The sequence below is a fragment of the Rhodococcus sp. NPDC019647 genome, assembly GCF_044389235.1.
Classification (GTDB): domain Bacteria; phylum Actinomycetota; class Actinomycetes; order Mycobacteriales; family Mycobacteriaceae; genus Rhodococcus_F; species Rhodococcus_F oxybenzonivorans.
In genome coordinates, this window is sequence record NZ_JBIRXS010000029.1 from 1 (window position 1) to 23885 (window position 23885).

Sequence of the window (23885 nt, forward strand, 5' to 3'; positions counted from 1 at the left end):
CACCAAGTACGTCGGCGACGTCACCTACCTCCCGGTGGGTGACGGTGAATTTCTGTATCTGGCGACGGTGATGGACCTGGGCTCGCGCCGGTTGGCGGGCTGGTCGATCGCTGATCACATGCGTACCGAGTTGGTCACCGACGCGCTGCGGGCGGCGGCCGCCGTGCGCGGCGTCACCGGTCTCGATGGGTCAATTTTCCACTCCGACAACGGGTCTCAGTATGCATCGGCCGAGTTCGCCGACCTGTGTCGCGAGTTGGGGGTGACCCGGTCGCGGGGCGCAGTCGGAACGTCGGCGGACAACGCGGCCGCCGAGTCGCTGAACGCGACGTTGAAACGGGAGACACTGCAGGGCCGGAAGCGCTGGAACAGTGCGGGTGAGGCACGCGCCGCGGTCTTCCGTTGGATCACGCGCTACAACACCAGAAGGAGGCATTCGAGCCTGGGCCAGATCTGCCCGGTCGAGTTCGAACGGCGATCGGCTACGCTGGCCACCGCCGCATAAAAATAGGTGTCCACATCTCGGGGGGAACGCCCCGGGGCATGTTCGCGCACTGTTACCTCCGAAGGGTCGAATTCGGCTGTTTCGTCACCCCGCCGGTTACCCCGCCCGGGTGGTGTGAACCCGAACCCGGACCGCACCCCGTTGTCGCGAACCGGCCCTTCAGCGGATCCGCACGTTGCGCGCCTGGTCCCCCGTCGCCGTCCGGCACACCTCGAACCGCACGGTTTGCCCGTCGGCGAGGCAGCGATGGCCGTCTCCGGCGATTTCGGAGATGTGCACGAACACATCCTCGGACCCGTCGTCGGGGGCGATGAATCCGAACCCCTGATCCGCGTTGAACCATCGCACGGTCCCGGAGCGCAGGCCCCGATCCGTCGAGCGTGACAGCGTATCTCCGGTGCTCATCGCACCGACCTCCGGTCGGCCATGCCTTGGAGCGCGGCCGCCACCCACAGACTCGATCCCAGCAGGCCCACCAGCAGAGTTACGTTGAGCATTGCGCCTCCTCCGAACACCGGACACGACCGTGTCGCTGTCGATTCCCCCGAAGATAGGGTCTCGAAACGCGGAATGGGCGCCATTTGCGCGCAGAGGTTGCCGAATCGAAATCTTTGGGCCGCCACCACCTTGTCGTCGCAATCAGAAGACATTCGCATGCGCGCCCACACAAGATCTGTTTTGACAGATATAGATTTTGTTGTACGGTCGTATCGTTCGAATCTGAAGGGAACACGGAAGAACCCCGGTTCTTCCGACGAGAGGTTCCAGGAATCGGGAAGGACGACGGGCGTGATGGAGCACAGTAGTTGCGGTGGGCGGGTTCACATACTTGGTTCGCGGCTGCGGCCTGGGGGTACGCGGTGACCACGCCCGCCGGATCGACCCGGGCCGGCAGTTGGACGTTGTCGACGGAAGAGTTGAAGAACCGGCTCGAGTGGATGTTCGAGCACACCGACACCGAGACCGCCGACTCGTCGTCCTGAACGACGTCCCCCGCGCAACCGACACCGTTGCCGGTACACGGCAGTAGCGAACGAGAGGATCGAGAATGTCGAAATTCACCGTGCCAGGCCTGTCCGCGGAGCAGGGTTCGCAAGTCGCCGACACCCTGCAGAAACGGCTCAGCGCCTACAACGATCTGCACCTGACGCTCAAGCACATCCATTGGAACGTGGTGGGGCCGAACTTCATCGGCGTCCACGAGATGATCGACCCGCAGGTCGAACTGGTCCGCGGATACGCGGATGCGGCCGCCGAGCGTATCGCCGCCCTGGGCAAGTCACCGGACGGCACACCCGCGGCCATCGGACGGGACCGTACGTGGGACGACTACTCGGTCGGCCGCGACACCGCCCAGGCGCACCTGGCCGCGCTCGATCTCGTCTACACCGGCGTCATCGAGGACAATCGCAAGGCCATCGAAGAATTCGGCGATATCGACCCCATCACCGAGGACCTGCTGATCGGGCAGACCGCCGAACTCGAGAAGTTCCAGTGGTTCGTTCGCGCTCATCTCGAAAATTCGGGTGGGTCACTCGCCAACGAAGGCGCACACTCGGAGAAGCAGGCCGCGGCGCAGGCTCGTTGATCGTCGGCATTTCTGTCCGACCCGAACACGCGTCACCTATTCGAGCGTCACCTGACCGAGTGATCCCGGCCGAACCGGGCTCGCTCGCTTCCGAAAGGACACTTCCGTGCTAGGACTGGGAATTATCGGCTGGATCATCATCGGCGGACTCGCCGGCTGGATCGGCAGCAAGATCATGAAGACCGATGCTCAGATGGGTATCCTCCTCAACATCGTCGTCGGCATCATCGGCGGACTGCTCGGTGGTTTCCTCCTCAAACTGCTCAATGTGGACGTCGAAGGGGGCGGTCTCTGGTTCAGCTTCTTCACCTGCCTCCTCGGGGCCGTGATTCTCCTGTTCCTCGTCAAGCTGGTCACCGGACGCACCGCCGCCCGCCGCTGACCGCAACCGAAGTAAAGGGGCCTGCCCATCCGAGGATGGGCAGGCCCCTTTTTTCGGTGTCACCGAACGTGCTGCGGTGTATTTCCCAAAACCTCCGCCACCTCACGCATGACCTCGGCTTCGGCCGAGGCGCGGGCCCGTTTGGAGCCAGCGGGCCCGAGGTCCGCGAACGTCACTGCCGCGATCACGGTGGCGTGCCAGGTGCGGAGGTCCTTGGCGGTGTACTCCTCCCCCGCCACACTCCTTGAAGCGCGCGTTGATGTCGTCGGCATGCACCTCCGTCCAGCGGCCCCCCTTCCGGTAGACCACCAGCCGATCCGACGGCGCCCCGGTGCGCAGCAACGACCGGATCGCCGTCGCGAGCGGACCGTCCTCGATGGTCAGGGTGCGCTGAACTCCGCTCTTGGCCGGAAAGTCGAGTCGAATCTCCCCGCCCTTCACGGCCACATGATTCCGCAGCAGGGTGGCGACCCCGCGGGACCCGTTGGTTTCGGCGTACTCCTCGCTGCCGATCCGGAGGACCGCGGTCGAGCAGCCGCAAGGCAAGCGCCTCCACCCGTTCCCGCCCACGGCCGCGGCGGCACAGGTCCGCATCGACCCGTTCCCGCAGTTCCGGCAGACGTGACGCCATGGTCAGCGCCCGGTCGAACTTTTCGTCGTCCCGTTCCTGCCGCCACTGCTCGTGATAGATGTACTGACGGCGACCGGCAGCATCGAGTCCGACTGCCTGGATGTGGCCGTTGCGGTGCGGGCAGATCCACACCTTGCGCCACGCGCGCGGGATGACCAGTGCGTCGATCCGCGATCGGTCCTCGTCCGACACTCCGGCCGCGCCGTCGGGTGCGTCGTACGAGAAACCCCGGCCCCGACGCCGCCGGCGAATGCCCGGCCCGGACGGGTCACTGTGCCGCAACCGCATGTACTCCCCTTAACCGTCACCTGCCCCGACCCTCGTGCACCCGGATTTCGGGAGTCCCGCAATACCCGTGCCGAGGGCGCCTCTCACCGCCACGTTTCGCGCGGCGCGAGTCGGGGCACCCGTAGCGGACAGGAGGTGTGAACAGCACGCCCGCCGATCTTCCGCATCGGAGGCTGCCCGGGCAGAAAGCGACCGGATTTCGACATGGACGAGACCGAACTTCTCCAGACGCTCACCAAGGTGGTGAGCACGCTGAACGACACGGGTATCAGGTTCGCGGTCGCCGGCGGCTGCGCCGTCTACGCGCGCGGTGGACCGCCGTCCGATCACGATGTCGACATCTTCCTGAAAGAGGAGGACGCGGAGTCCGCACTGCGCGCCCTCGAAGCCGCCGGGATGACCCGGGTGGTTCCGCCCGAGGACTGGCTCGTCAAGGTCTACGACGGTGAAGTGCTGGTCGATCTGGTCTTCCGGCCCAACTACCAGCCCGTCACCGACGAGCTCTTCGAACGCGCGACGTGGATGCGGGTCGGCCCCACCGCGGCGCTGGTGATCAGTGCTACCGACCTCATGGTCGACAAACTCCTCGTGCTGGACGCGCACCGATGCGACTTCGTCCCGCTGCTGCGTATCGCCCGAGATCTGCGCGAGCAGGTCGATTGGCAGGAGGTGGAGCTCAGCGCCGGCGAATCACCTTACGCCCGGGCATTTTTGGCACTACTCGGCGACCTTCACATCTCCGACGGCACGGGCAGTGGCCATCAGTCGCCGCCGGCAACGGAGGAGAGCGCATGAATCCGGAAGAGCAGCCGCCCCAGTACCTTGTCGCTCATCTACGGCGCGCGCTCGCGGAGGACCCACGCACGTCCGAACTCGGCGTGCGAATCTCGGTACGCGCGAACCAGGTCTACCTGAGCGGAGAAGTGAGCTGCGCCCACCGCAGGGACGATCTGGAAGTCGTTGTGCGCGAGCATCTTCCCACCATGTCGGTGCGCAACGATGTCCAGGTCGTGGACAATCGTGAACCGGCAGGCCGAGAGGAACTCGACTGATGCGCATTGCAGCTGTCGGTGACGTGCACCTCGCCGAGGACGCGCGCGGTCTGCTTCGTCCCGCACTCGACAAACTCCACGAACACGCCGATGTGCTGTTGCTCGCGGGTGACCTGACCCGCCACGGCACCGTCGAAGAGGCTTCGGTGGTCGCCGACGAATTCCGGGATCTCGGCGTTCCGGTGATCGCGGTTCTCGGAAACCACGATCACCACTGCGATGCCGCCGACGAGATCACCGCACTCCTCGAAAGCCGGGACATCACCGTTCTCGAAGGAACCACCGCCACCGTGGCGGTGGATGGTCAGACCCTCGGCGTAGCGGGAATCAAGGGGTTCGGTGGCGGGTTCGCGGGCAAATGCGCGAGCGCCTTCGGGGAGCGGCAGATGAAGGACTTCGCCGGTCATACCGTGGAGGTCGCCGCGGAGCTACGCCGTGCCCTGTCGACCCTCGAGACCGACATCCGGGTGGCTCTCACCCACTACTCGCCGATCTCCGACACCTTGCACGGTGAGCCCCCCGAAATCTATCCCTTCCTCGGGTCGTATCTCCTCGGCGAACCGATCGACGAGTTCGGTGTCGACCTCGCCGTGCACGGGCACGCCCACGCGGGACGCGAACGCGGCACCACCCCTGGCGGCGTTCGGGTGCGCAATGTTGCCCAACCCGTGATTCACTCCGCTTACGCGGTGTACGGAATTCACACGGAATGAACGAATTCGGTACGCCGAGAGAGTAGTGATGACGGATGGACAGTGGCCGATTGGAGCGCGATGACGCGGACTGGAATTTCCGCGCCCGCCACGAGACCGAGACGCAACGACTGGACCGGAACTGGAACGGTCTGCTCCAGGAATTACGCGTCGTACAGACCGGGGTCCAACTGCTCACCGGGTTTCTTCTCACGCTGCCCTTCCAGGAAAGGTTCGGGGAGCTCACGGACGCCGAGGTTCTCATCTACCTCGTCACCGTCGCCCTCTCGGTGACATCGACCATGCTGTTGGTCGCCCCGGTAGGTATTCACCGGATGCTGTTCCGCCTGCACGCCCTGTACGACCTGGTTGCCGTGGCGCACCGGCTGGCGATCTGCGGGATCACCACACTGGCGATGGCGCTCATCGGAGTGGTGCTGCTCATCTTCAGCTTCGTCGTCTCACCCGTCGTCGGAGTCGCCGCCGCCGCAGTGGCCGTGGCCCTGTTTCTCGGACTGTGGTTGTTCGCCCGCATACTGCAGGGGCGACACCGCAAGTGAGCGCGGCGCCAATTCCCCCTCCGGCAGATACGGCCGTTTCGGAATGTCGGCCGGCGGGCAATCGTTCGGATGCCACGTCCTCGGGTCAAAAATCCCGAACCGAACCGAACGAGCAGACAGGAATGGCATGGCCGACTCTCAATCCTCCGGACCGTCGCCGACCCCCGAGAAGGATCCGGACGACTGGATCACCGGAGACGAACCGATGACCGGGCCACAACGGTCCTACCTGCACACTCTCGCCCAGGAGCTGGGTGAGACCGTTCCCGACGACCTGACCAAGGTCACCGCATCGAAACTGATCGACGACATGCAGCGACGATCGGGGCGAGGCGCCCGCGGCGAGGACTCCTCGGACACGTGAGACCGCCGACGCGCGCTGGCCTCGGCGTTTCGTGCTGTCGGCAGCCGGGTAGGCGTTCGAGTACGAAAGGAGCAGTGACATGACGGACATCCATCGCAGTGATGCGCATCGGACCGGTTCGCCCGGTTCCACCCCGGCGGGCCGCTCGGACAACGTCGACGATCTGTCGACCGTGCAGCTCGTCGAGCGGCTCACCGAGCAGGTGTCGCAACTCGTCCGCACCGAAGTGAGTCACGCCCTGACGGAGGTCAAGGAGAAAGGCACACGGGTCGGTATCGGCGTCGGCGTGTCGGGAGCGGGCCTTCTGCTGCTGCTGTTCGGCTTGGCGACGCTCGTTGCCACGGCAGTGCTCGGGCTCTCCACAGCCCTCGAACCGTGGCTCGCCGCCCTGATCGTGGCCGCCGTGCTGATCATCGCGGGGTCGATCACCGCAGCCGTCGGCGGGCGTCGCGCCAAGAACGCGCTGCCTCCCGTTCCGGAGCAGACCACCCGCAGCGTCCGGGCGGACGTCGACACCGTCAAGGAGGGCTTCCGATGACCGAGGCACAGCAGCCGAACGGCGAGGTCCCCACGCCAAGCCCCCCGGTCGAGCAACAGCGGGCGGAACTGGCCGCCACCGTCGATGCTCTGCACAAGAAGATCGATATCGGCTCGCGGGCCAAGGCGCACGCACGCCACGACATCGAGACGCTCAAGCAGCAACCGCAACGCGTGGCAGCGGTCGGCGTCGTCGCTTCCCTCCTCCTCGTGCTGCTGGTGGTACGGCGGCGGCGGAACGCCCACTGAGATCTCCACCCTAGGAGCGTATTTCAGATGCAGAAGGACACGAACGACGACCGGGACACACCCAAGGGTGGCCGGCCCGGTCCTGCAGATCAGGGCAAGGACGGTGGCATGGCTACCCGGGAGAACGCGCCTGAATTGGCCGAGGAATCGGCGGGATCCGATGACCCCGACGAATGAGCCGGGTGCGTCACCGGATCGTCCGTATAGACGAGGTCACATGAGCACAGGAGGTCGGCAGCAGTGACGTATCAGCCGGATACCGGGGCCGGGAAGGGCCCCTCAGAGAACGAGCGTCCCCAGGACGACGCGCGGACCATCCGCGGGCACGCCGGGGAAGCGATCACCGACAGTCGCAACTGGCCGGGGTATTTCCTGATCGCCGCCGGAATCGCTGCGCTCGGGGCGACGCTGGTCGGAGCAGGTTACGGTTTCGAAGGCTGGGCCGTGATCGGCGCCATCATCTGTGTGGTGTGCCTCATCGGCGGCGCCACACTCGTGCTCCTCGAGCGCAAGCGAGTCAAGGCCCTCGACGGAGAATCGCTCACCGACCAGGAAGGTCATTGATCCGGGCTGTATCCCCTATCGGCTGACCGGAGGATTTCCCCTCCCCCGGTTGCGGCGGTGACTGTCCCGGCTGGAGACGGGGCGAAGTCAGCGAAAAGAGCCCCGTATCAGGGGTTCTCGCCGTTCGAGGATGCCGGCGGTGTGTTCTCTGACCATCTCGTCGAGGTGGTCCCCCTGCGGTGCGAGCCAGAAGTCGCCGCGATCGATGCCGTCGAAGACCCGATCGGCGAAGGTGTCCGTGTCGAGGCCGTGCGTGGTGAGCAGGTCCCGCATCTGCGTGACCATCCGCTCGACTGCGGGGTGCGACACCCGGCCGTAGGGATTCTCGAACACGGAGGTGTTCACCGGTCCTGGTGCGAGGACGCTTGCGGACACCGGGGCTTCGACCATCGCCAGTTCCATCTGCAGGCATTCGGTCAGGGCAACCACCGCGAACTTCGACGCGCTGTACGGCGACATCATCGGTCCGGGTGCGAATCCGCCGACGGAGGCGGTGTTCACCACACGACTGGTGCCGTCCTGGTCGATCATTCTGGGGACGAACGCTCGAATTCCGTTGACGACGCCTCTCACGTTGACGCCCAGCACGGTGTCCCAGTCGGATTCAGCGAGTTGCCAGATGAACCCGGCCCGCATGATGCCCGCATTGTTGAACAGCAGATCGACTCGGCCGAAAGTCTCGAAGGCGGCGTCGGCGAGCGCGTCCACGGCCGCCGGATCCGCGACGTCGGTGGGAACGGCGATGGTATCGCCGCCCAGTTCCGCGGCGAGGTCGTGCACGGCCGCGGCGTCGACGTCGGCGAGTACCAGCTGCATACCGCGCCGCCTCGCCGTCCTGGCGAGTCCTGCTCCGATCCCACTCCCCGCACCCGTGACGACCGCCACCGAGTTCGTGCGCATGTCCGGATCTGTCACGGTGGATCCCCTAACAGGAGGTTTGCGGTTCTACTCTCGGCCCCAGCATAAGAAGCGGAGCGGGCCCCGGACGCGCGGTGTCCCCCTCAGTGGGAGCCGAATACGCAGCACACGCTAAGGGATCGCTGTCGTTTGGCCGCTACGGCGCCCGGGTAGTCGGAGCGTGTGTGCGGGGATTGTCCGTGCGCGCGTCCACCGACCAGGAGGTGCATCTCAGTGGCAGACGACAAGTCAGGTCCGGCCGAGGGTGTCAAGGGTGTCGTCGAAGACGTCAAGGGCAAAGCGAAGGAAGCAGCGGGAGCTGTGACCGGCAACGACGGCATGACTCGCGAAGGGCAGGCGCAGCAGGACAAGGCCGAGGCTCAGCGCGAAGTCGCGGAGAAGGAAGCAGCAGCCGAGAAGGCACGCGGCGAGGCGGCGGCCGAGGAAGCCCGGCAGCGCGCCGAGCAGGGTAAATAGGACGAGCAGTTCGACTGCAGGCCCCGGGCCGAGGAGTCACGGGGCCTGCAGTCGTGCGTCGGGACGCCCCTCGCGGCGCCCATTCCCGGGGTGGTCGGTTTACTTCTCCTTCTTCGGGACACTCTGTACGCATGCCGAAGCGCGAACTCGACATCGTGCTGTGGCACGTACACGGTGCGTGGACCACGGCGTTCGTTCAGGGCCGCCACCGGTACCTGATCCCGACCTTGCCGGAGGGTGGGGACTGGGGACGTGGCCGCTGCGGTCGCCCCTGGCCGGAATCGGCCCGCGAGGTCTCTCCCGAGGAGCTGCGCCGATCGAATGTGGACGTCGTGGTCCTGCAGCGCCCACACGAACTCGAACTCGCGCAGGAATGGCTCGGGCGGCAGCCCGGACGCGACGTTCCTGCACTGTATCTCGAACACAACACCCCCGCCGCCGGGGCCGCCACCACCCCGCATCCACTCGCCGGCCAGTCCGACATACCGATCGTCCACGTCACTCATTTCAATAACCTGATGTGGGACAACGGTTCTGCCCGCACGCACGTGATCTCCCACGGGATCGTCGACCCGGGACACCTCTACACCGGTGAACTACCGAGGGCCGTGACGATGATCAACGAACCGCAGCGACGGTGGCGGGTGACCGGCAGCGATCTGCTGCCGACCCTCGCGGCGGCGGCGCCGGTGGATGTGTTCGGAATCGGAACGGACACCTGGACACCGCCCGGATCGGAAGGTCGCGTGCGTGGATGTGGTGATCTGCTCACCGCCGAACTGCACCGTGAGGTCGCCCGGCGACGCGTGTTCGTGCACACGGCGCGCTGGACTTCGCTCGGGCTGTCGCTCGTCGAGGCGATGCACCTCGGAATGCCTGTGGTGGCGGTGGCATCGACGGAGGTGCCGACTTCGGTTCCGCCGGAGGCCGGAGTCATCGCCGCCGATGTCTCTGTACTCGCACGCGCCGTCGCCGATTTCGTGCACGAACCGGACCGGGCCGAGTTGTACGGGAAGGCGGCGCGCGACTTCGCCCTCCAGAACTTCGGGTTGGGCACCTTCCTCGATCGGTGGGACGAACTCTTGGCCGAGACTTCCGAATAGAACACCCGCACAACACAAACGGCGCGAGCCGGGACGGAGGATGATGAAAATCGCGATGGTGTCCGAACACGCCAGTCCCCTTGCCGCTCTCGGTGGCGTTGACGCCGGCGGACAGAACGTGCATGTCTCCGAACTGTCGGCCGGCCTGGTCAGGATGGGACACGAAGTGACCGTGTACACCCGTCGCGATTCGACCACGCTGCCCGACGAGGTCCCGACTCCCGCCGGTTATCGGGTGGTTCACGTGCCGGCGGGTCCGCCCCGGGTTCTCCCGAAGGACGACCTGCTGCCGTGGATGGACGATTTCGGGATCTACCTGCGCGGCGCCTGGGCCGCGGACCGACCGGATGTCGCCCACGCCCACTTCTGGATGTCCGGACTGGCCACCCAGTCCGCTGCCCGCCCCCTCGGCGTGCCCACGGTGCAGACGTTTCATGCGCTGGGCGTGGTGAAACGTCGCTATCAGGGTGATGCCGACACCAGCCCGCACGACAGGATTCGGCTCGAGCTCGATCTCGCGAAAGCCGCCGACCGCATCGTGGCCACCTGCTCGGACGAGGTATTCGAACTGGTGCGGATGGGTCTTCGCCGTTCGAGTGTTTCCGTTGTGCCGTGCGGGGTGGACCTCGACTTGTTCACCCCCACCGGCCCGGTGGAACCGACGCGGGCGCGTCACCGGCTCGTCACCGTGGGGCGGCTGGTGCCCAGGAAAGGGTTCGACATCGCCATCTCCGCTCTCCCGCAGCTGCCCGACGTGGAGCTGGTGATCGCGGGCGGTCCCGCGCACGGCTGCCTCGCCGAGGACCCCGAGGCCGCCCGGCTGCTCCACCTCGCCGACGAGCTCGGGGTGCGGGATCGCGTCCTGATGCCCGGCCAGATCAGCCGGGAACGGATGCCCGCCCTGCTGCGCTCGGCCGACGCCGTGGTGTGCACGCCGTGGTACGAGCCGTTCGGCATCGTCCCTGTCGAGGCCATGGCCTGCGGCGTTCCCGTCGTGGCCGCCGCGGTGGGCGGCATGCTGGACACGGTGGTCGACGGCGGAACGGGTCGGCTGGTGCCCCCACGGGATCCTGATGCGCTGGCAGCGGCGCTGCGACGCCTACTGGCCGACGACTCGGCGCGCGCCGCCTTCGGTGCCGCCGGTCACGACCGGGCCCGTTCCCGGTACTCCTGGGATCGGATTGCCTCGGACACGGTGCGGGCCTATCAGCGCATCAACCCGTCCGAGCAGGGCGCCGGTTCCGTCGTCGCGCGGTAACCGGAACCCGGGGCCACACGCTCATGACACGATTCGAACGCGCATTGGTCACCGGTGGCGCCGGCTTCGTCGGTTCCCACCTGTGTGAGGAACTGGTCCGGTCGGGTACAGCGGTGTGCTGCATGGACAACGGGTCGACCGGCACTCCGGCCAACGTGCAGGCACTGCGCGACTCCCCCCTGTTCGAGTACGTCGACCACGACGTGAGCGAACCGTTTCCCGACGTCGGTTCGGTCGACGTCGTCTTTCACCTCGCGTCGCCGGCGTCGCCGGTCGACTATCAACGACTGCCGGTGCAAACCCTGCTGGCCGGGTCGCACGGTACGAAGAACGGACTTGACCTAGCGGTGGCGCAGGGGGCCCGGTTCCTCCTCGCCTCGACGAGTGAGGTGTACGGAGACCCACTGGAACATCCTCAGCGCGAGAGCTATTGGGGAAATGTCAACCCGGTGGGTCCGCGCAGTGTGTACGACGAGGCCAAGCGGTACGCGGAGGCGCTGTGCGCGGCGTACGGCCGTGCGGGGCTCTGCGATATCGCCATCGCGCGAATCTTCAACACCTACGGGCCGAGGATGCGCGACGCCGACGGGCGCATGATCCCCACCTTCCTCGGTCAAGCCTTGCGCGGCGAACCGATCACCGTGGCGGGGACGGGACGGCAGACGCGGTCGATCTGTTTCGTCACCGACACCGTCGCCGGCCTGTGCGCGCTCGCCGAATCGAGGGAGCGGGGTCCGGTCAACATCGGGAATCCGGACGAGATGACGGTCCTGTCCGTGGCGGAACGCATCCTCGATCTCACCGGCAGCAGATCGCCGATCGTGCACATACCCGCTGCTCAGGACGATCCCCAGCAGCGATGTCCGGATATCACCCGCGCCCGGAGCGCGCTCGGCTGGGCACCGCGCGTCGGCGCCGACGAGGGGCTGCGCCGCACGGTCCGATGGGTCACGGAGCGCTCCGCGGCGGCGTGAACGGGTAAATCACCTATAGGTGTTTATGGTCCCTTTCCGGGGGTAATCGCCACCCAGATCGGGCGACACCGTTCCGTGCCACGCTGGTCATCCGAATCGAGCACAACGAGAGAGGCGCTATGCGGATTCTGGGCATCAATGCCGTCTTCCACGATTCCGCGGCCGCGCTCGTCGTCGACGGGCAGATCGTGGCCGCCGCCGAGGAGGAACGATTCTCCCGGCGGAAACACGGGAAGCGGCCGGTACCCTTCTCCACCTGGGAATTACCCGAGCAGGCTGCCAAGTGGTGTCTCGAGGTCGGTGGGCTCCGTCCGCAGGATCTCGACGCCGTCGGCTACTCGTACGACCCGGAACTCGTCGACCACAGTCTCGACGGCCTCGATCCCGGGTGGGAAGAGCTGCGCACCACGTATGCGCGTCGCGCGCCGCGCTTTCTCGCCACCGCATTACCCGGCCTCGACCCCGACAAGGTGCAGTTCGTGCGGCACCATGTCGCACACGCGGCGTCCGCCGGGCTCGTCGCCCCCTTCGGCGACGGGGCCGTCCTCACCCTCGACGGACGCGGTGAGAGTACCTCGATGCTTGCCGGTGAGTACCGCGACAGGAAGTTGGATATCCTTGCCACGCAGCAGCTTCCGCACTCACTCGGATTGATGTACGAGGACCTGACGGAGCACCTCGGGTTCGCGCGCTCGAGCGACGAGTACAAAGTGATGGCGCTCGCGTCTTACGGCAAACCCCGCCATCTCGAGTACCTTCGCGAACGGGTCTTCACCACCGACGACGGCGGATTCCGGACCCTGCCGATCAACTGGGACACGCTTGCTCCCCGCCGCGCCCCGGACGGCGAATTCGCCCCCGAACACGCCGATCTCGCGTGCTCCATCCAGACCCGCCTCGAAGAGGTTCTGCTGGAGTTGTGTTCGTGGCTGCACCGGCGCACCAATGCCACCCAACTGACCCTGGCCGGCGGTATCGCCCTCAATTGTGTTGCCAACACCCGCATCCACACCGACAGTCCGTTCGAACAGGTGTGGATACAGCCCGCCGCAGGAGATTCCGGGACCGCACTCGGCGCCGCGCTCGGCATCGCCGCCGAGGCGAGTGAACCGCCGCCCCGGTGGACGGGCGCCGCCCTCGGCCGCGGATTCTCCGACGAGGAGATCCGGGGAGCCCTCGTCGCCGCGAAGGTCCCGTTCACGGAACCGGACGATGTCGCAGCCGTCGTGGCCGAGGCGCTGGCCGACGACAAGATCGTCGCCTGGTTTCAGGGACGCGCCGAATTCGGTCCCCGGGCCCTCGGGCACCGTTCTCTCCTGGCTCACCCCGGCCGCGCCGAGAACCTCGAACGACTCAACGACGTCAAGGGCCGGGAACAGTTCCGCCCGGTGGCGCCGATGGTCGCGGCGGATCGCGCCGCCGACATCTTCAGCCGCGGGCCGATACCGAGCCCCTACATGCTGTTCGTGCACGACGTGCACCCCGCGTGGCGGGACCGGATCCCGGCGGTCACCCACGTGGACGGCACCGCGCGCATCCAGACCGTGGACGAGGGGGCCGAGCCACTGGTCGCGCGCATGCTGACCGAGTTCGAGAGGCTCACGGGCCTGCCGGTCGTCGTGAACACCAGCCTCAACACCGCAGGCCGGCCGATGGTCGACAGCCCCCGCGACGCGCTCGAGTGTTTCGGTTCGGCCCCCGTCGACCTGCTGGCGATCGGGCCTTTCGTGGTGACGCGGCCGTCGGTGACCGGTCGGTGAACCCGGTCATGAGCGAGGACGATCGGCGCGGACCCAGCGCAGTCGAAGACAGCGCACCTGGAGACACTGCACCTGGAGACAGTGCAGTCGCCTACTCGGTCGTGATCCCGACGGTAGGCAGGCCGAGCCTCGAACGTCTCCTCGGGGCGCTCGCCTCCGCCACGGGTCCGCGGCCGCACGAGATCGTAGTGGTCGACGACCGTCCCGGCGACCACGGCCCACTCCAGGTGCCTAGCGGCGATCTGCCCGTGCGAGTCCTCTCCTCGGGAGGCCGCGGTCCGGCGGCCGCCCGCAACGTCGGCTGGCGGGCGTCGTCGAGCCGATGGATCGCGTTCCTCGACGACGACGTGATGGTGGTACCCACCTGGTTCGATGACCTCGCCGCCGACCTGAAGGAGGCCGCCGCGGCCGCGGCGGACGACCCGGTCGGAGCGTCGCAGGCACGCATCGTGGTGCCGCTCCCGACGTCCCGCCCGCCCGATGACGACGAACGCAGGACCGCAGCCCTGGCCGGTGCCCGATGGATCACCGCCGACATGGCGTATCGCCGGTCCGCGCTCCAGGCCGTCGGTGGCTTCGACGAGCGGTTTCCCCGCGCCTTCCGGGAAGACGCCGACCTGGCGCTGCGCGTGATTCGCGCCGGGTACCGCATCGTGGACGGCGCCCGCGTCACCACGCATCCGCCGGGACGCGGAACCATGTTGACGAGTGTGCGGGCGCAGGCCGGCAATGCGGACAACGCCCTGATGCGCCGCAAGTTCGGCCCGCACTGGCGACACGAGATCGGCGAGGGTCCCGGACGCATGCGGGGACACGTCCTCGCGACCGCGGCGGGAAGTCTGGCCCTGGCGCTGGGCCTGGTCGGCAAGCGGCGGGCGGCGGTGGTCGCCGGTGCACTGTGGGCCGGCAGCACCGTCGACTTCGCGGTGCGCCGAATCCTTCCCGGACCGCGTACTCCCCGCGAGGTGTTCCGAATGGCGCTCACCAGCGTCCTCATTCCCCCCGTCGCGTGCGGGTGGCGGCTACGCGGGGAGTTTCAGGTGCGCCGGGCCGAGCGGGAACGTCCGGCCGCCGTCCTGTTCGATCGAGACGACACGATCATCGTCGACGTGCCCTATCTTTCGGACCCGGACCTCGTGCGGCCCGTTCCCGGTGCGGTCGAACTTCTCGGGCGGTTGCGCGCACACGGGGTTCCGATCGGGGTGATCAGCAACCAGTCGGGCGTCGCGAAGGGCCTGATCTCCCCGGAGCGGCTGGCCGCGGTCAATTCGCGGGTCGAGGAGGTTCTCGGGCCGTTCGACACCTGGCAGGTGTGCCCGCACGACGCCGCCGACGGCTGCGAGTGCCGCAAACCGCATCCCACGATGGTCCGGCGGGCAGCGGAGGAACTGGGGGTGGATGTACGCCGCTGCGTGCTGATCGGCGACACCGGAGCGGACGTCGACGCCGCCCTGACCGCCGGTGCGCGTGCGGTCCTCGTCCCGACGACGCGGACACTGCCCGAGGAGGTGGCGGCCGCGCACCGCAAGGCGGCCGTGGCCCCGACTCTCGTGGCCGCGGTCGCTCTGGCGATGGGAGATCGGCGATGACGGGGAACGCGTTGGTGGCCCGGTTGGACAGCGCCGGCGACGTCCTGCTCGCCGGTCCGGCGGTTCGGGCCGTGGCGCAGTCGAGCGCCCGCCTCACCATGCTGGTCGGCCCCCGCGGCCGTGCGGCGGCGAAACTGCTGCCCGGCGTCGACGACATCATCGAGTGGCAGGCGCCGTGGGTCGACTTCGAGCACTCCCCCGTCACCGCCGAATCGGTGCACCAACTGATCAAACAGATCGAGACACTCGAACTCGACCGAGCGCTGATCCTCACCTCGTTCCACCAGTCACCGCTCCCCCTCGCCCTCGTACTCCGGATGGCCGCGGTGCCCTGGATCGGGGCGATCAGCGAGGACTACCCCGGGGCACTGCTCGACCTACGCCATCATGTCGGCGGCGACCCGCCCGAGGCCGAGCGCGCGCTGTCGCTGGCCACCGCCGCGGGGTACGCGCTGCCGGCCGGTGACCACGGCCGGCTCGAGGTTCGGCGACCCCTGCCCGACGTATCCACCGTCACCGGGGACACCCCGTACATCGTCGTCCATCCCGGGGCGGCGGTGCCCGCCCGCCGGATGTCCGTGGATCGGAGCCGCGACCTGGTCCGCGGACTGGTGGCGGCGGGTCTTCGCGTGCTGGTCACCGGGACACCTGGGGAACGGGATCTCACCCGCGACGTCGCCGGGGACTGGGCCACCGATCTGGGCGGCGCGACCGACATGTTCGAAATGGCCGCAATCCTCGCCGGCGCGCGGGTGCTGGTGGCCCCGAATACCGGGCCGGCGCACCTCGCCGCGGCCGTGGGCACGCCGGTGGTGTCCCTCTTCGCACCGGTGGTGCCCGCCGACAGGTGGGCACCCTACGGGGTTCCGCACCGGCTTCTGGGGCGCGCGAACGCACCCTGCGCCGGGACGCGGGCGCGCGAGTGCCCCGTGCCCGGTCATCCCTGTCTCGACACTGTCACCACCGAGGAGGTTCTCGCGGCCATCGAGCAGTTGACCGCGCACCCGGATGTCCGCACCGACGGAGGAGGTACGCCGTGATCGACGACCACAGAGCGGAAGACGACCGGACGTTCACGGTCGAGCATTTCGCGGAACTCAGTGATGCGCTGGCACGTAACCGAATGTGCGCACCGACCATCGCCCGCTGGGGCCGCCGCCTCGCCGAGATCTTCGCGGCCGATGGGCGGCTACTGGCATGCGGGAACGGGGGCAGTGCCGCTGAGGCGCAGCATCTGACGGGTGAACTGGTCGGCCGTTTCCGCGACGAACGCCGGCCGTTGTCGGCCATCGCCCTGCACGCCGAAACCTCGGCCGCCACCGCCATTCTCAACGACTACGGCGTCGAAGAGCTGTTCGCCCGGCAGGTCCGGGCGCACGGACGCCGCGGCGACGTCCTCGTGCTCCTGTCCACCAGCGGAACCAGTCCCAACGTGGTGGCCGCAGCCAAGGCCGCCCACGACATCGGCGTGACCACCTGGGCTCTGACGGGTCCGGCACCGAATCCTCTTGCCGCACTGTGCGATGACGCCATCGCGGTGGAAGCGCCCACGGTGGCGACGGTGCAGGAGATGCATCTTGCGCTGGTGCATGTGCTGTGCGCCGCCCTCGACGCCGAACTGGGAGTCACCTCGTGACGCCGCTCGTGGTGATCGGTGACACCCTGCTCGACGTCGACATCGAAGGTAGCGCGGACAGGTTGTGCCCGGAGGCACCGGTGCCCGTCGTCGACGTGGAGCGGCGGTGGGAACGGCCCGGCGGCGCCGGCCTCGCCGCACTCCTCGCAGCGAGATCCACCGGGCAGGTCGTGCTCGTCACCGCCCTCGGCACCGACGCCGACGCCGACCGGCTCACGAATCTGCTCGGCTCCGGTGTCGAGGTCGTCGCGGTGCCCCTCGTCGGCACCACGGTCTGCAAGACCCGGGTCCGCGCGGGAGGTCAGTCCCTGGTCCGCCTCGATTCCGGCGGCGGGATCGCGACAACCCAGCCGTTGGGAGCCCAGGTGCGGGAGGCGATCACCGGTGCGGGTGCCATCCTCGTGTCGGATTACGGACGCGGAATGGCGAACCACCCCGAGATCCGGGCGCTCGTCGCCGAACGCGCCGCGCACGTTCCGGTGGTGTGGGATCCCCATCCCCGCGGCCCGGCACCGGTGCCGGGCGCCCGGCTGATCACACCCAACGACGCGGAGGCCACCCGAGCCGAACCCGAGGCGCGTGGACCACTCGACCGGGCCGCCGGGCTGACCGTGCGGTGGGACAGCGACGCGGTGGCGGTCACGGTCGGAGCCGCTGGGGCAGCACTCGCCACCCGGTCGCCCGGCACGAGCGGAATGATCGCCGTCCCCGAATCGGCCCGTCTCGCCGCGGCGAGCAGGCCCGACACGTGCGGTGCCGGGGATCGCTTCGCCAGTGCGGCGGCCACCGCACTTCTGGACGGGGCTTCGGTCGAGCAGGCGGTGACCGCGGCGGTCGAATCGGCCGCCCGCTTCGTCGGCCTCGGCGGGGCCTCCGCGGTCTCGGTGTGTTCCTCCACGCAGGCGCCTGCCCTCGGCGGCGGCGACGCTCACACCGACCCGTACGCGTTCGCCGACCGCGTACGCCGGAACGGTGGACGGCTGGTGGCGACCGGCGGCTGTTTCGACCTGCTGCACCGCGGGCACGTGAGCCTGCTTCAGCAGGCCCGCATGCTCGGTGACGCGCTGATCGTCTGCCTCAATTCGGACGACTCGGTGCGCCGCATGAAGGGCGCCGACCGTCCCCTCGTACGCGCCGAGGACCGCGCGCGGGTGCTGTCCGAACTCGGTTCGGTCGACTCCGTGGTGATTTTCGACGAGTCCTCGCCCGCCGAAATTCTGGAACGCCTGCGCCCGGATGTGTGGGTGAAGGGCGACGACTACGCGGACAAGGAAATTCCGGAAGCGGAGGTGGTCCGGCGGCACGGCGGTGACGTGGTGTTCGTGCGGGTCGTCGACGGCTACTCGACGACCCGGATGCTCGCGACCGCCCGGGCGGCAACCCGAGCCGAATCCCGTGACGGCCGCAACTACCCCGGGCCGCGGTGACGGCCCTCAACTTTCGAAGGGAGCCCTGATGACAACAGCCAGCAACGATCAGATCGGTACCGTACTCGTCACCGGTGGTGCGTCCGGTCTCGGCGCGGCGACGGTCCGCGCCGTGCGGGAGCGCGGCGGTAGGCCGCTCGTGATCGACCGGGTGGCGCCGGAGGGTGACGTCGAGTACGTGATCGCCGACCTCGCCGACTCCGGTGCGGCGGAACAGGCCGTGCACGACCTCGTCGAGAGGGCGGGCGGGCGGCTGGACGGCGTGTTCACGGCCGCCGGTATCGACAGTTGCGGCCGGCTCGACACCGTCCCCACGAAGGACTGGGAGCGCGTGGTGCACGTCAATCTCCTGGGCACGGTGGCGGTGGTTCGTGCGGCGCTGCCGCACCTGAGGGAGTCCCGCGGAACGGTGGTGACCTGTGCATCGACCTTGGGGATCAAAGCGGTCAGCGATGCCACCGCCTACTGCGCGGCCAAATTCGGTGTCGTGGGTTTCACCCGGGCTCTCGCCGCCGAGACCGCGGGCGAGGTGGGCGTCACGCTGCTGATTCCCGGCGGAATGACCACTCCCTTCTTCGACGGACGCGACGAGCAGTACAAGCCGCCCGCGGATGCCAAGTTGAACGATCCGGCGCACGTCGCGAACACGGTGCTGTTCGCCCTGAGCCAGCCCCCCGGATGTGAGGTTCGAGAGATGGTCGTGTGCTCGTCGACCGAGAGCTCATGGCCCTGACGCCGACCGTCCTCGTCCTGCGCGCGCTCGGCATCGGTGACCTCCTGACCGCGGTGCCCGCTCTGCGCGGGCTCCGCCGGTCCTGTCCGGACCGGCGTCTTGCCCTCGCGGCCCCCGCGGAATTGACGCCACTCGTGGAGTTGATCGGCGCAGTCGACGAACTCGTCCCGACCGCCGGTCTCGGCGCCCTCGACTTCCGCGGCGGAGAGCTCGACCTGGCGGTCAATCTCCACGGGCGCGGTCCGGAGAGCATCGCGGATTTGCTGCGCCAGAATCCGCCCCGCACCCTGACCTATCGGCACACCGACTACCCGGACCTCCCGGGGCCGGAATGGGTGGCGGACCAGCACGAGGTGCAGCGGTGGTGTTCCCTCCTCGAGTGGTTCGGAATCCCCTGTAACGCAGAAGATCTCGATCTCATCCCGCCACCGGAGGCGTCCGCCGCACCCGGCGCGGTCGTCATACATCCCGGGGCGGCATCCCCTGCCCGCCGCTGGCCGGTGGACCGTTTCGGAGCGGTGGCCCGCGTCCTCGCCGACCAGGGGCATCGCATCGTCGTCACGGGCAGTGCAGGTGAGCGGCCACTCGCGGAAGCGGTCGCCGATTCCGCCGGACTGCCGCCGGGCGCCGTCCTGGCGGGCGAGACATCGCTGCGCGGGACCGCGGCAGTGGTCGCCGATGCGCGACTGGTCCTGTGCGGCGACACCGGGATCGCGCACCTGGCCACCGCGTTTCGCACTCCGTCGGTGATCCTGTTCGGTCCGGTCTCACCCGCACACTGGGGACCGCCTCGTCGCCCGCAGCACGCGTGCCTGTGGTCCGGACGGCGCGGTGACCCGCACGGGAACAGTCTCGACCCCGGGCTCGCGGCGATCACCGTCGAGGACGTGCTGGGCGCCGTGGGCGAGGTATGTGCAGAGAAGCACGTGATGGAAGGAGGGCTGGATGTCTGACCGGCACGTCGGCGTCGTGGGCGCCGGCTACGTGGGCTTGACCAGCGGCGCAGGCTTTTACCATCTGGGACACCGAGTCACCCTGGTGGACATCGACGCGCACCGCGTCGAGGCCCTGCGCAGTGGTGAGCTGCCCTTCCTCGAGCCGGAACTCGAACGGCTCGTCACGCAGGGTGTGGCATCGGAACGCCTGCACATCACCACCGACCGGACCGCACTCGCGTCGTGTGACACCGTATTCGTGTGCGTGCCCACCCCCATGGGTGAGGACGGCGCCGCCGATCTGTCTTCCGTCGACGCCGTGGTTACCGAACTGGCGGCACTGCTCGCACCCGGCAGTATCGTGGTGACCAAATCGACTGTGCCGGTGGGAACCACCATCCGCATCGGCGAACGCCTCGAACCCCATGGGATCACCGTGGTGAGTAATCCGGAATTTCTGCGGGAAAGCCATGCGGTACAGGACTTCCTGAACCCCGACCGCATCGTCGTCGGCGCCTCGGACGCGGACGCCGGGCAACGCGTCGTCGACCTCTATGCCGGCGTCGAGGCGCCGGTTCTGCGGATGGATCCGGCCAGTGCCGAACTCGCCAAGTATGCGAGTAACGCGTTCCTCGCACTCAAGTTGTCCTACGCGAACACCCTCGCCGAGCTGTGTGATCACTTCGCCGCCGACATCCGCGACGTCGGACGGGCCATGGGCGCCGACCACCGTATCGGGACCAGCTTCCTGAACCCCGGGCCCGGCTGGGGAGGATCGTGCCTTCCCAAGGACACCCACGCCTTGCTGGCGACTTCGGAACGCGGGGGCGTGTCGTTTCCCTTGCTGCGTGCGGCGCTCGAGACGAATGCCGCGCAGGCGCACCGGGTGGTCGCCAAAGCGCGGCAGGCCGCCGGGATCGACGCAGGCGGCTCCCTCGAAGGGGTACGCATCGGGCTGCTGGGCCTGGCGTTCAAAGCCGACACCTGCGACGTCCGCGACTCCCCGGCGCTCACCGTCGCGGCCGCACTGTCCGAAGAAGGAGCAGTGCTCACCGCCTACGATCCCGGAGTGTCGCCGGACTCCCCGACGATCCCCGGTGTGCAAGTGGTCGACGACCCCTACTTGGTAGCGAAAGACGCGGCGGTGCTGGTCCTCCTGACCGAATGGAGTGACTTCCGAACCCTCGACTGGGACCTCGTCGGCACACTCGCCCAGCGCAAGGCGATCGTCGACACGCGAAACCTCCTGGACCCCGCCGTGTTGAGAGATTCCGGCTTTCAGCTCGTGTCGAACGGACTCGGGGACGGCGAGGCACAGCGATGCGGCTGATCATCACAGGGGCGACCGGTAACGTCGGCACCTCCCTGCTCCACCGGCTCCGAGGCGGATCCGAGCACCTCGACCAGGACCTCGAGCTGGTGGGGCTCGCACGACGACCTCCCGCGCAGGTCCCGCCGTACGACGGGCTGCAGTGGCACGCGATCGACGTGGCGCACCCCGATGCGATCGACCTACTGCGGCCCATCTTCGAGGGCGCCGACGCGGTGATCCACCTCGTGTGGGCGTTCCAGCCCACCCACGACCGGAACTATCTCCGACGCGTCGGCGTGGACGGCACCCTGGCGGTGGCGGCCGCAGCCGAGGCCGCCGGTGTCGCGCATCTGATCCATATGTCGTCCGGGGCGGTGTACTCACCGGACCCCGGACGGACGGTCGACGAGTCCGCACCCCGCGGCGGTGTGCCGGGCTCGGTGTACAGCGTCGACAAGGCCGCCGCCGAGGCGGGACTCGACGATTTCGAAAAGAACACTTCGGTGGCCGTCACCCGGGTACGGCCGGGATTCATCGGCCAGCAGGCAGCGGGCAGTGAACTCGGCCGTTACACCCTGCCGCGGGGCATTCCCGCGGGCGTTCTGAAGTTTCTTCCGGTCCTCCCGTTGGACCGCTCGCTGGCGATCCCGGCCGTCCACGCCGACGATGTTGCCGACGCGCTGGCTCGAATGGTGTTCGAGCGGGCAACCGGGGCGTTCAATCTGTCGGTCGATCCCCCGCTGGGCACGGACAACTTCGGTGCGGCGCTTCACGCCCGCCCCGTGCACGTGCCGCGCTCGCTGCTCACGCTTCTCGTCGACGTGACGTGGCGTGCCCACCTGCAACCTGTCCACCGCGGGTGGATCGATCTGGCCTATTCGGTTCCCCTGCTCGATTCGGCCAGGGCCCGCCGCGAACTTCAGTGGGAACCCCGGTATTCGGCGCAGGACACGCTCGACGCGGCGGTACGCGGCGTCATCGGCGGCGATGCCGGAGACAGTCCTGTGCTGCGCCGCCGATCGCCGTTCGACGGGACCCGGTGACCCTGCCGATTACGAGTGCGTTCGGTGGGTATTCGGCTGCCATGAGCGAGCAGCAGCGGCTGAAGGTCGTCGTCGTCGGTGCCACCGGCAATGTCGGAACGAGCATCGTCGAGGCGTTGAGCGAGGAGCCGTCGGTCGAGGAGATCGTCGGCGTAGCGCGCAGGCACACCGACTGGACCTGCTCGAAGACACGGTGGATATTCGCCGATGCCAGCGTCGACGACTTCCGGCCGATCGTGCGGGGCGCCGACGCCGTCATCCACCTCGCCTGGTTGTTCCAGCCCACCCACAAGCCGGAGGTCACATTCGAAAACAACGTCCTCGGTGCCATCCGCGTGTTCGAGGCCGTGGCCGAGGAACGGGTACCGGCCCTCGTATACGCCTCTTCGGTCGCGGCGTATTCGCCGGGGCCGTCCGACACCGGCGTCACCGAAGACTGGCCCACCCACGGCTGGCCCGGCGCCGCCTACCCGCGTGAGAAGGCGTATCTCGAGCGGTGGCTGGACGCGTACGAGCTGAGCAACCCGGACATGCGGGTGGTGCGGATGCGTCCCGGCTTCATCTTCAAGCGGGAGTCGGCCACCGCGCAGCGTCGGTTGTTCGTCGGGCCCCTGCTGGCCGGCCGGCTGGTCCGGGGCGGGCTCATCCCGGCCGTTCCCCTCGTCGAGGATCTGCGTGCGCAGATTCTGCACACCACCGATGCGGCTGCGGCGTACGTCCAGGCGGTACTCAGGCCGGTGCGCGGTGCCTTCAACCTTGCGGCGGAACCGCCTGTCGATGGCGCCTACCTCGCCGAACTTTTCGGTGCCCGTCAGATTCCCCTTCCGCGGCCCGCGGTCCGCGGTGTTCTGTGGGCGGCGTGGCACACCCACGCGGTACCCGCCTCCCCCGGACTCCTCGACACCGTTCTGCAGTTACCGATCATGGACACGACCAGAGCTCGGACGGAATTGGGGTGGCAGCCGCGCTACACGCCCCGGGAAACCCTCGAGGAATTTCTGGGTGGGTTGCGCGATGGTGCCGGGTTGCCCACGCCACCCCTGCACGGGGACACGGTAGGTGGTCGGCTCCGGGAATTCGCGACCGGAATCGGGCAGCGACCATGACCATCGACACCGCGACGCCGTACGTGAGTGACAAGGAAAGGACTGAGTAGTTGCCATGACGAAAGACGCGGGAACGCCAGGCACGAGCAGTGAGTCCGAAAAGCCCTACGACCCGGCGGAAGACCCGGATTCGGACCCGGAGAATCTGCTGTCCGGCACACATCAACCGGATCAGGCCGAGGGCGAGGACGACGACCCGAGCTGACGCGGGCCTCGTTCCTAC

The 23885-nt window shown here is 68.1% G+C and carries 31 protein-coding genes and 1 pseudogene; 28 read left to right on the forward strand and 4 right to left on the reverse strand.

Annotated features, from left to right (window positions below; all coding sequences use genetic code 11):
* The coding region (locus ACH49N_RS31790) for an IS3 family transposase (RefSeq protein WP_397504834.1) at positions 1-505 on the forward strand (505 nt) is incomplete at its 5' end.
* Between the two features lie 159 nt (positions 506-664).
* Here the strand turns inward: ACH49N_RS31790 and ACH49N_RS31795 are convergent.
* Positions 665-868: a cold shock domain-containing protein gene (locus ACH49N_RS31795; protein ID WP_358276679.1), complete on the reverse strand. Its 204-nt coding sequence runs from the start codon at positions 866-868 to the stop codon at positions 665-667.
* A gap of 497 nt (positions 869-1365) precedes the next feature.
* Here ACH49N_RS31795 and ACH49N_RS31800 point away from each other — a divergent pair, with 497 nt between their 5' ends.
* The 3 genes from ACH49N_RS31800 (at position 1366) to ACH49N_RS31810 (ending at position 2475) form a co-directional block, all read left to right on the forward strand.
* Positions 1366-1488, forward strand: a complete 123-nt coding sequence (locus tag ACH49N_RS31800) for a hypothetical protein (protein ID WP_358276646.1) — start codon at positions 1366-1368, stop codon at positions 1486-1488.
* Between the two features lie 65 nt (positions 1489-1553).
* Positions 1554-2093: a Dps family protein gene (locus tag ACH49N_RS31805; protein ID WP_159922372.1), complete on the forward strand. Its 540-nt coding sequence runs from the start codon at positions 1554-1556 to the stop codon at positions 2091-2093.
* A gap of 106 nt (positions 2094-2199) precedes the next feature.
* A complete protein-coding gene (locus ACH49N_RS31810) occupies positions 2200-2475 on the forward strand; it encodes a GlsB/YeaQ/YmgE family stress response membrane protein (RefSeq protein WP_109329916.1) in 276 nt (91 codons plus the stop codon).
* Positions 2476-2577: 102 nt separating this feature from the next.
* On the opposite strand, the gene ACH49N_RS31815 is transcribed toward ACH49N_RS31810, so the two are convergent.
* Positions 2578-3069, reverse strand: a complete 492-nt coding sequence (locus ACH49N_RS31815; protein WP_358276686.1) for a hypothetical protein — start codon at positions 3067-3069, stop codon at positions 2578-2580.
* 178 nt (positions 3070-3247) lie between these two features.
* A pseudogene (locus ACH49N_RS31820) lies at positions 3248-3394 on the reverse strand (DNA topoisomerase IB); the annotation flags it as partial.
* 204 nt (positions 3395-3598) lie between these two features.
* Between ACH49N_RS31820 and ACH49N_RS31825 the strand changes: the two are divergent.
* The 9 genes from ACH49N_RS31825 to ACH49N_RS31865 all read left to right on the forward strand — a co-directional run bounded on the left by ACH49N_RS31825 (position 3599) and on the right by ACH49N_RS31865 (position 7412).
* A complete protein-coding gene (locus tag ACH49N_RS31825) occupies positions 3599-4189 on the forward strand; it encodes a nucleotidyltransferase (protein ID WP_201453619.1) in 591 nt (196 codons plus the stop codon).
* The gene (locus ACH49N_RS31830) at positions 4186-4446 is read left to right on the forward strand and encodes a BON domain-containing protein (protein WP_201453578.1); all 261 of its coding nucleotides are present in this window, start codon (positions 4186-4188) and stop codon (positions 4444-4446) included. Before ACH49N_RS31825 ends, ACH49N_RS31830 begins: the two co-directional genes overlap by 4 nt.
* Positions 4443-5159, forward strand: coding sequence for a metallophosphoesterase (locus tag ACH49N_RS31835; RefSeq protein ID WP_201453618.1), 717 nt, complete (start codon positions 4443-4445; stop codon positions 5157-5159). The genes ACH49N_RS31830 and ACH49N_RS31835 overlap by 4 nt, the downstream gene beginning before the upstream one ends.
* A gap of 35 nt (positions 5160-5194) precedes the next feature.
* Entirely contained in the window at positions 5195-5698 is a 504-nt protein-coding gene (locus ACH49N_RS31840; RefSeq protein ID WP_358276647.1) for a DUF6328 family protein, read from the forward strand.
* Between the two features lie 127 nt (positions 5699-5825).
* Complete coding sequence (locus ACH49N_RS31845; RefSeq protein ID WP_159922366.1) at positions 5826-6062, forward strand: DUF3072 domain-containing protein; 237 nt, start codon at positions 5826-5828, stop codon at positions 6060-6062.
* 79 nt (positions 6063-6141) lie between these two features.
* Complete coding sequence (locus ACH49N_RS31850) at positions 6142-6600, forward strand: phage holin family protein (RefSeq protein ID WP_250768134.1); 459 nt, start codon at positions 6142-6144, stop codon at positions 6598-6600.
* On the forward strand, positions 6597-6848 hold the full coding sequence (locus ACH49N_RS31855) for a hypothetical protein (protein ID WP_159922362.1): 252 nt from the start codon (positions 6597-6599) through the stop codon (positions 6846-6848). Before ACH49N_RS31850 ends, ACH49N_RS31855 begins: the two co-directional genes overlap by 4 nt.
* Positions 6849-6875: 27 nt before the next feature.
* The gene (locus tag ACH49N_RS31860) at positions 6876-7025 is read left to right on the forward strand and encodes a hypothetical protein (RefSeq protein ID WP_201453577.1); all 150 of its coding nucleotides are present in this window, start codon (positions 6876-6878) and stop codon (positions 7023-7025) included.
* Between the two features lie 63 nt (positions 7026-7088).
* On the forward strand, positions 7089-7412 hold the full coding sequence (locus ACH49N_RS31865) for a hypothetical protein (RefSeq protein WP_213572108.1): 324 nt from the start codon (positions 7089-7091) through the stop codon (positions 7410-7412).
* An 87-nt stretch (positions 7413-7499) separates the two neighbouring features.
* Here ACH49N_RS31865 and ACH49N_RS31870 read toward each other — a convergent pair whose 3' ends face one another.
* The gene (locus ACH49N_RS31870; RefSeq protein ID WP_159922358.1) at positions 7500-8327 is read right to left on the reverse strand and encodes an SDR family NAD(P)-dependent oxidoreductase; all 828 of its coding nucleotides are present in this window, start codon (positions 8325-8327) and stop codon (positions 7500-7502) included.
* Positions 8328-8543: 216 nt separating this feature from the next.
* On the opposite strand from ACH49N_RS31870, the gene ACH49N_RS31875 reads away from it, so the two are divergent.
* The 15 genes from ACH49N_RS31875 (at position 8544) to ACH49N_RS31945 (ending at position 23867) form a co-directional block, all read left to right on the forward strand.
* Positions 8544-8786 carry a CsbD family protein gene (locus tag ACH49N_RS31875; RefSeq protein ID WP_109329899.1) on the forward strand — a complete coding sequence of 81 codons (243 nt, stop codon included), beginning with the start codon at positions 8544-8546 and terminating at the stop codon, positions 8784-8786.
* A gap of 131 nt (positions 8787-8917) precedes the next feature.
* Entirely contained in the window at positions 8918-9889 is a 972-nt protein-coding gene (locus ACH49N_RS31880) for a glycosyltransferase (RefSeq protein ID WP_358276648.1), read from the forward strand.
* A 43-nt stretch (positions 9890-9932) separates the two neighbouring features.
* Positions 9933-11147, forward strand: coding sequence for a glycosyltransferase (locus ACH49N_RS31885; protein ID WP_358276680.1), 1215 nt, complete (start codon positions 9933-9935; stop codon positions 11145-11147).
* Between the two features lie 23 nt (positions 11148-11170).
* On the forward strand, positions 11171-12121 hold the full coding sequence (locus tag ACH49N_RS31890; protein WP_317764011.1) for a UDP-glucuronic acid decarboxylase family protein: 951 nt from the start codon (positions 11171-11173) through the stop codon (positions 12119-12121).
* Between the two features lie 119 nt (positions 12122-12240).
* Positions 12241-13881 (forward strand): carbamoyltransferase C-terminal domain-containing protein, encoded by a 1641-nt coding sequence (locus tag ACH49N_RS31895; protein ID WP_358276649.1) that lies wholly within the window; start codon positions 12241-12243, stop codon positions 13879-13881.
* An 8-nt stretch (positions 13882-13889) separates the two neighbouring features.
* Positions 13890-15470 carry an HAD-IIIA family hydrolase gene (locus tag ACH49N_RS31900; protein WP_358276650.1) on the forward strand — a complete coding sequence of 527 codons (1581 nt, stop codon included), beginning with the start codon at positions 13890-13892 and terminating at the stop codon, positions 15468-15470.
* Positions 15467-16510, forward strand: coding sequence for a glycosyltransferase family 9 protein (locus ACH49N_RS31905; RefSeq protein ID WP_358276651.1), 1044 nt, complete (start codon positions 15467-15469; stop codon positions 16508-16510). The genes ACH49N_RS31900 and ACH49N_RS31905 overlap by 4 nt, the downstream gene beginning before the upstream one ends.
* A gap of 83 nt (positions 16511-16593) precedes the next feature.
* Positions 16594-17106, forward strand: a complete 513-nt coding sequence (locus ACH49N_RS31910) for an SIS domain-containing protein (RefSeq protein WP_159927196.1) — start codon at positions 16594-16596, stop codon at positions 17104-17106.
* Positions 17103-18533: a PfkB family carbohydrate kinase gene (locus ACH49N_RS31915; protein WP_358276652.1), complete on the forward strand. Its 1431-nt coding sequence runs from the start codon at positions 17103-17105 to the stop codon at positions 18531-18533. The genes ACH49N_RS31910 and ACH49N_RS31915 overlap by 4 nt, the downstream gene beginning before the upstream one ends.
* Positions 18534-18561: 28 nt before the next feature.
* Positions 18562-19266, forward strand: coding sequence for an SDR family oxidoreductase (locus ACH49N_RS31920; RefSeq protein WP_358276653.1), 705 nt, complete (start codon positions 18562-18564; stop codon positions 19264-19266).
* Positions 19257-20219, forward strand: a complete 963-nt coding sequence (locus ACH49N_RS31925) for a glycosyltransferase family 9 protein (protein ID WP_358276654.1) — start codon at positions 19257-19259, stop codon at positions 20217-20219. Before ACH49N_RS31920 ends, ACH49N_RS31925 begins: the two co-directional genes overlap by 10 nt.
* Entirely contained in the window at positions 20212-21531 is a 1320-nt protein-coding gene (locus ACH49N_RS31930) for a UDP-glucose/GDP-mannose dehydrogenase family protein (protein WP_358276655.1), read from the forward strand. The genes ACH49N_RS31925 and ACH49N_RS31930 overlap by 8 nt, the downstream gene beginning before the upstream one ends.
* Entirely contained in the window at positions 21522-22556 is a 1035-nt protein-coding gene (locus tag ACH49N_RS31935; protein WP_358276656.1) for an NAD-dependent epimerase/dehydratase family protein, read from the forward strand. Before ACH49N_RS31930 ends, ACH49N_RS31935 begins: the two co-directional genes overlap by 10 nt.
* A 41-nt stretch (positions 22557-22597) precedes the next feature.
* Positions 22598-23662, forward strand: a complete 1065-nt coding sequence (locus ACH49N_RS31940; RefSeq protein ID WP_358276681.1) for an NAD-dependent epimerase/dehydratase family protein — start codon at positions 22598-22600, stop codon at positions 23660-23662.
* A 55-nt stretch (positions 23663-23717) separates the two neighbouring features.
* Entirely contained in the window at positions 23718-23867 is a 150-nt protein-coding gene (locus ACH49N_RS31945; RefSeq protein ID WP_204164929.1) for a hypothetical protein, read from the forward strand.
* Positions 23868-23885 lie beyond the last annotated feature (18 nt).

Coding starts and splice junctions, on each gene's coding strand:
- ACH49N_RS31805 (WP_159922372.1), top strand. CDS start 1,554: ATGTCGAAATTCACCGTGCCAGGCCTGTCCGCGGAGCAGGGTTCGCAA.
- ACH49N_RS31815 (WP_358276686.1), bottom strand. CDS start 3,069: ATGCGGACCTGTGCCGCCGCGGCCGTGGGCGGGAACGGGTGGAGGCGC.
- ACH49N_RS31825 (WP_201453619.1), top strand. CDS start 3,599: ATGGACGAGACCGAACTTCTCCAGACGCTCACCAAGGTGGTGAGCACG.
- ACH49N_RS31830 (WP_201453578.1), top strand. CDS start 4,186: ATGAATCCGGAAGAGCAGCCGCCCCAGTACCTTGTCGCTCATCTACGG.
- ACH49N_RS31840 (WP_358276647.1), top strand. CDS start 5,195: ATGGACAGTGGCCGATTGGAGCGCGATGACGCGGACTGGAATTTCCGC.
- ACH49N_RS31845 (WP_159922366.1), top strand. CDS start 5,826: ATGGCCGACTCTCAATCCTCCGGACCGTCGCCGACCCCCGAGAAGGAT.
- ACH49N_RS31850 (WP_250768134.1), top strand. CDS start 6,142: ATGACGGACATCCATCGCAGTGATGCGCATCGGACCGGTTCGCCCGGT.
- ACH49N_RS31855 (WP_159922362.1), top strand. CDS start 6,597: ATGACCGAGGCACAGCAGCCGAACGGCGAGGTCCCCACGCCAAGCCCC.
- ACH49N_RS31860 (WP_201453577.1), top strand. CDS start 6,876: ATGCAGAAGGACACGAACGACGACCGGGACACACCCAAGGGTGGCCGG.
- ACH49N_RS31880 (WP_358276648.1), top strand. CDS start 8,918: ATGCCGAAGCGCGAACTCGACATCGTGCTGTGGCACGTACACGGTGCG.
- ACH49N_RS31885 (WP_358276680.1), top strand. CDS start 9,933: ATGAAAATCGCGATGGTGTCCGAACACGCCAGTCCCCTTGCCGCTCTC.
- ACH49N_RS31890 (WP_317764011.1), top strand. CDS start 11,171: ATGACACGATTCGAACGCGCATTGGTCACCGGTGGCGCCGGCTTCGTC.
- ACH49N_RS31895 (WP_358276649.1), top strand. CDS start 12,241: ATGCGGATTCTGGGCATCAATGCCGTCTTCCACGATTCCGCGGCCGCG.
- ACH49N_RS31900 (WP_358276650.1), top strand. CDS start 13,890: ATGAGCGAGGACGATCGGCGCGGACCCAGCGCAGTCGAAGACAGCGCA.
- ACH49N_RS31905 (WP_358276651.1), top strand. CDS start 15,467: ATGACGGGGAACGCGTTGGTGGCCCGGTTGGACAGCGCCGGCGACGTC.
- ACH49N_RS31910 (WP_159927196.1), top strand. CDS start 16,594: ATGTGCGCACCGACCATCGCCCGCTGGGGCCGCCGCCTCGCCGAGATC.
- ACH49N_RS31920 (WP_358276653.1), top strand. CDS start 18,562: ATGACAACAGCCAGCAACGATCAGATCGGTACCGTACTCGTCACCGGT.
- ACH49N_RS31925 (WP_358276654.1), top strand. CDS start 19,257: ATGGCCCTGACGCCGACCGTCCTCGTCCTGCGCGCGCTCGGCATCGGT.
- ACH49N_RS31930 (WP_358276655.1), top strand. CDS start 20,212: ATGTCTGACCGGCACGTCGGCGTCGTGGGCGCCGGCTACGTGGGCTTG.
- ACH49N_RS31935 (WP_358276656.1), top strand. CDS start 21,522: ATGCGGCTGATCATCACAGGGGCGACCGGTAACGTCGGCACCTCCCTG.
- ACH49N_RS31940 (WP_358276681.1), top strand. CDS start 22,598: ATGAGCGAGCAGCAGCGGCTGAAGGTCGTCGTCGTCGGTGCCACCGGC.
- ACH49N_RS31945 (WP_204164929.1), top strand. CDS start 23,718: ATGACGAAAGACGCGGGAACGCCAGGCACGAGCAGTGAGTCCGAAAAG.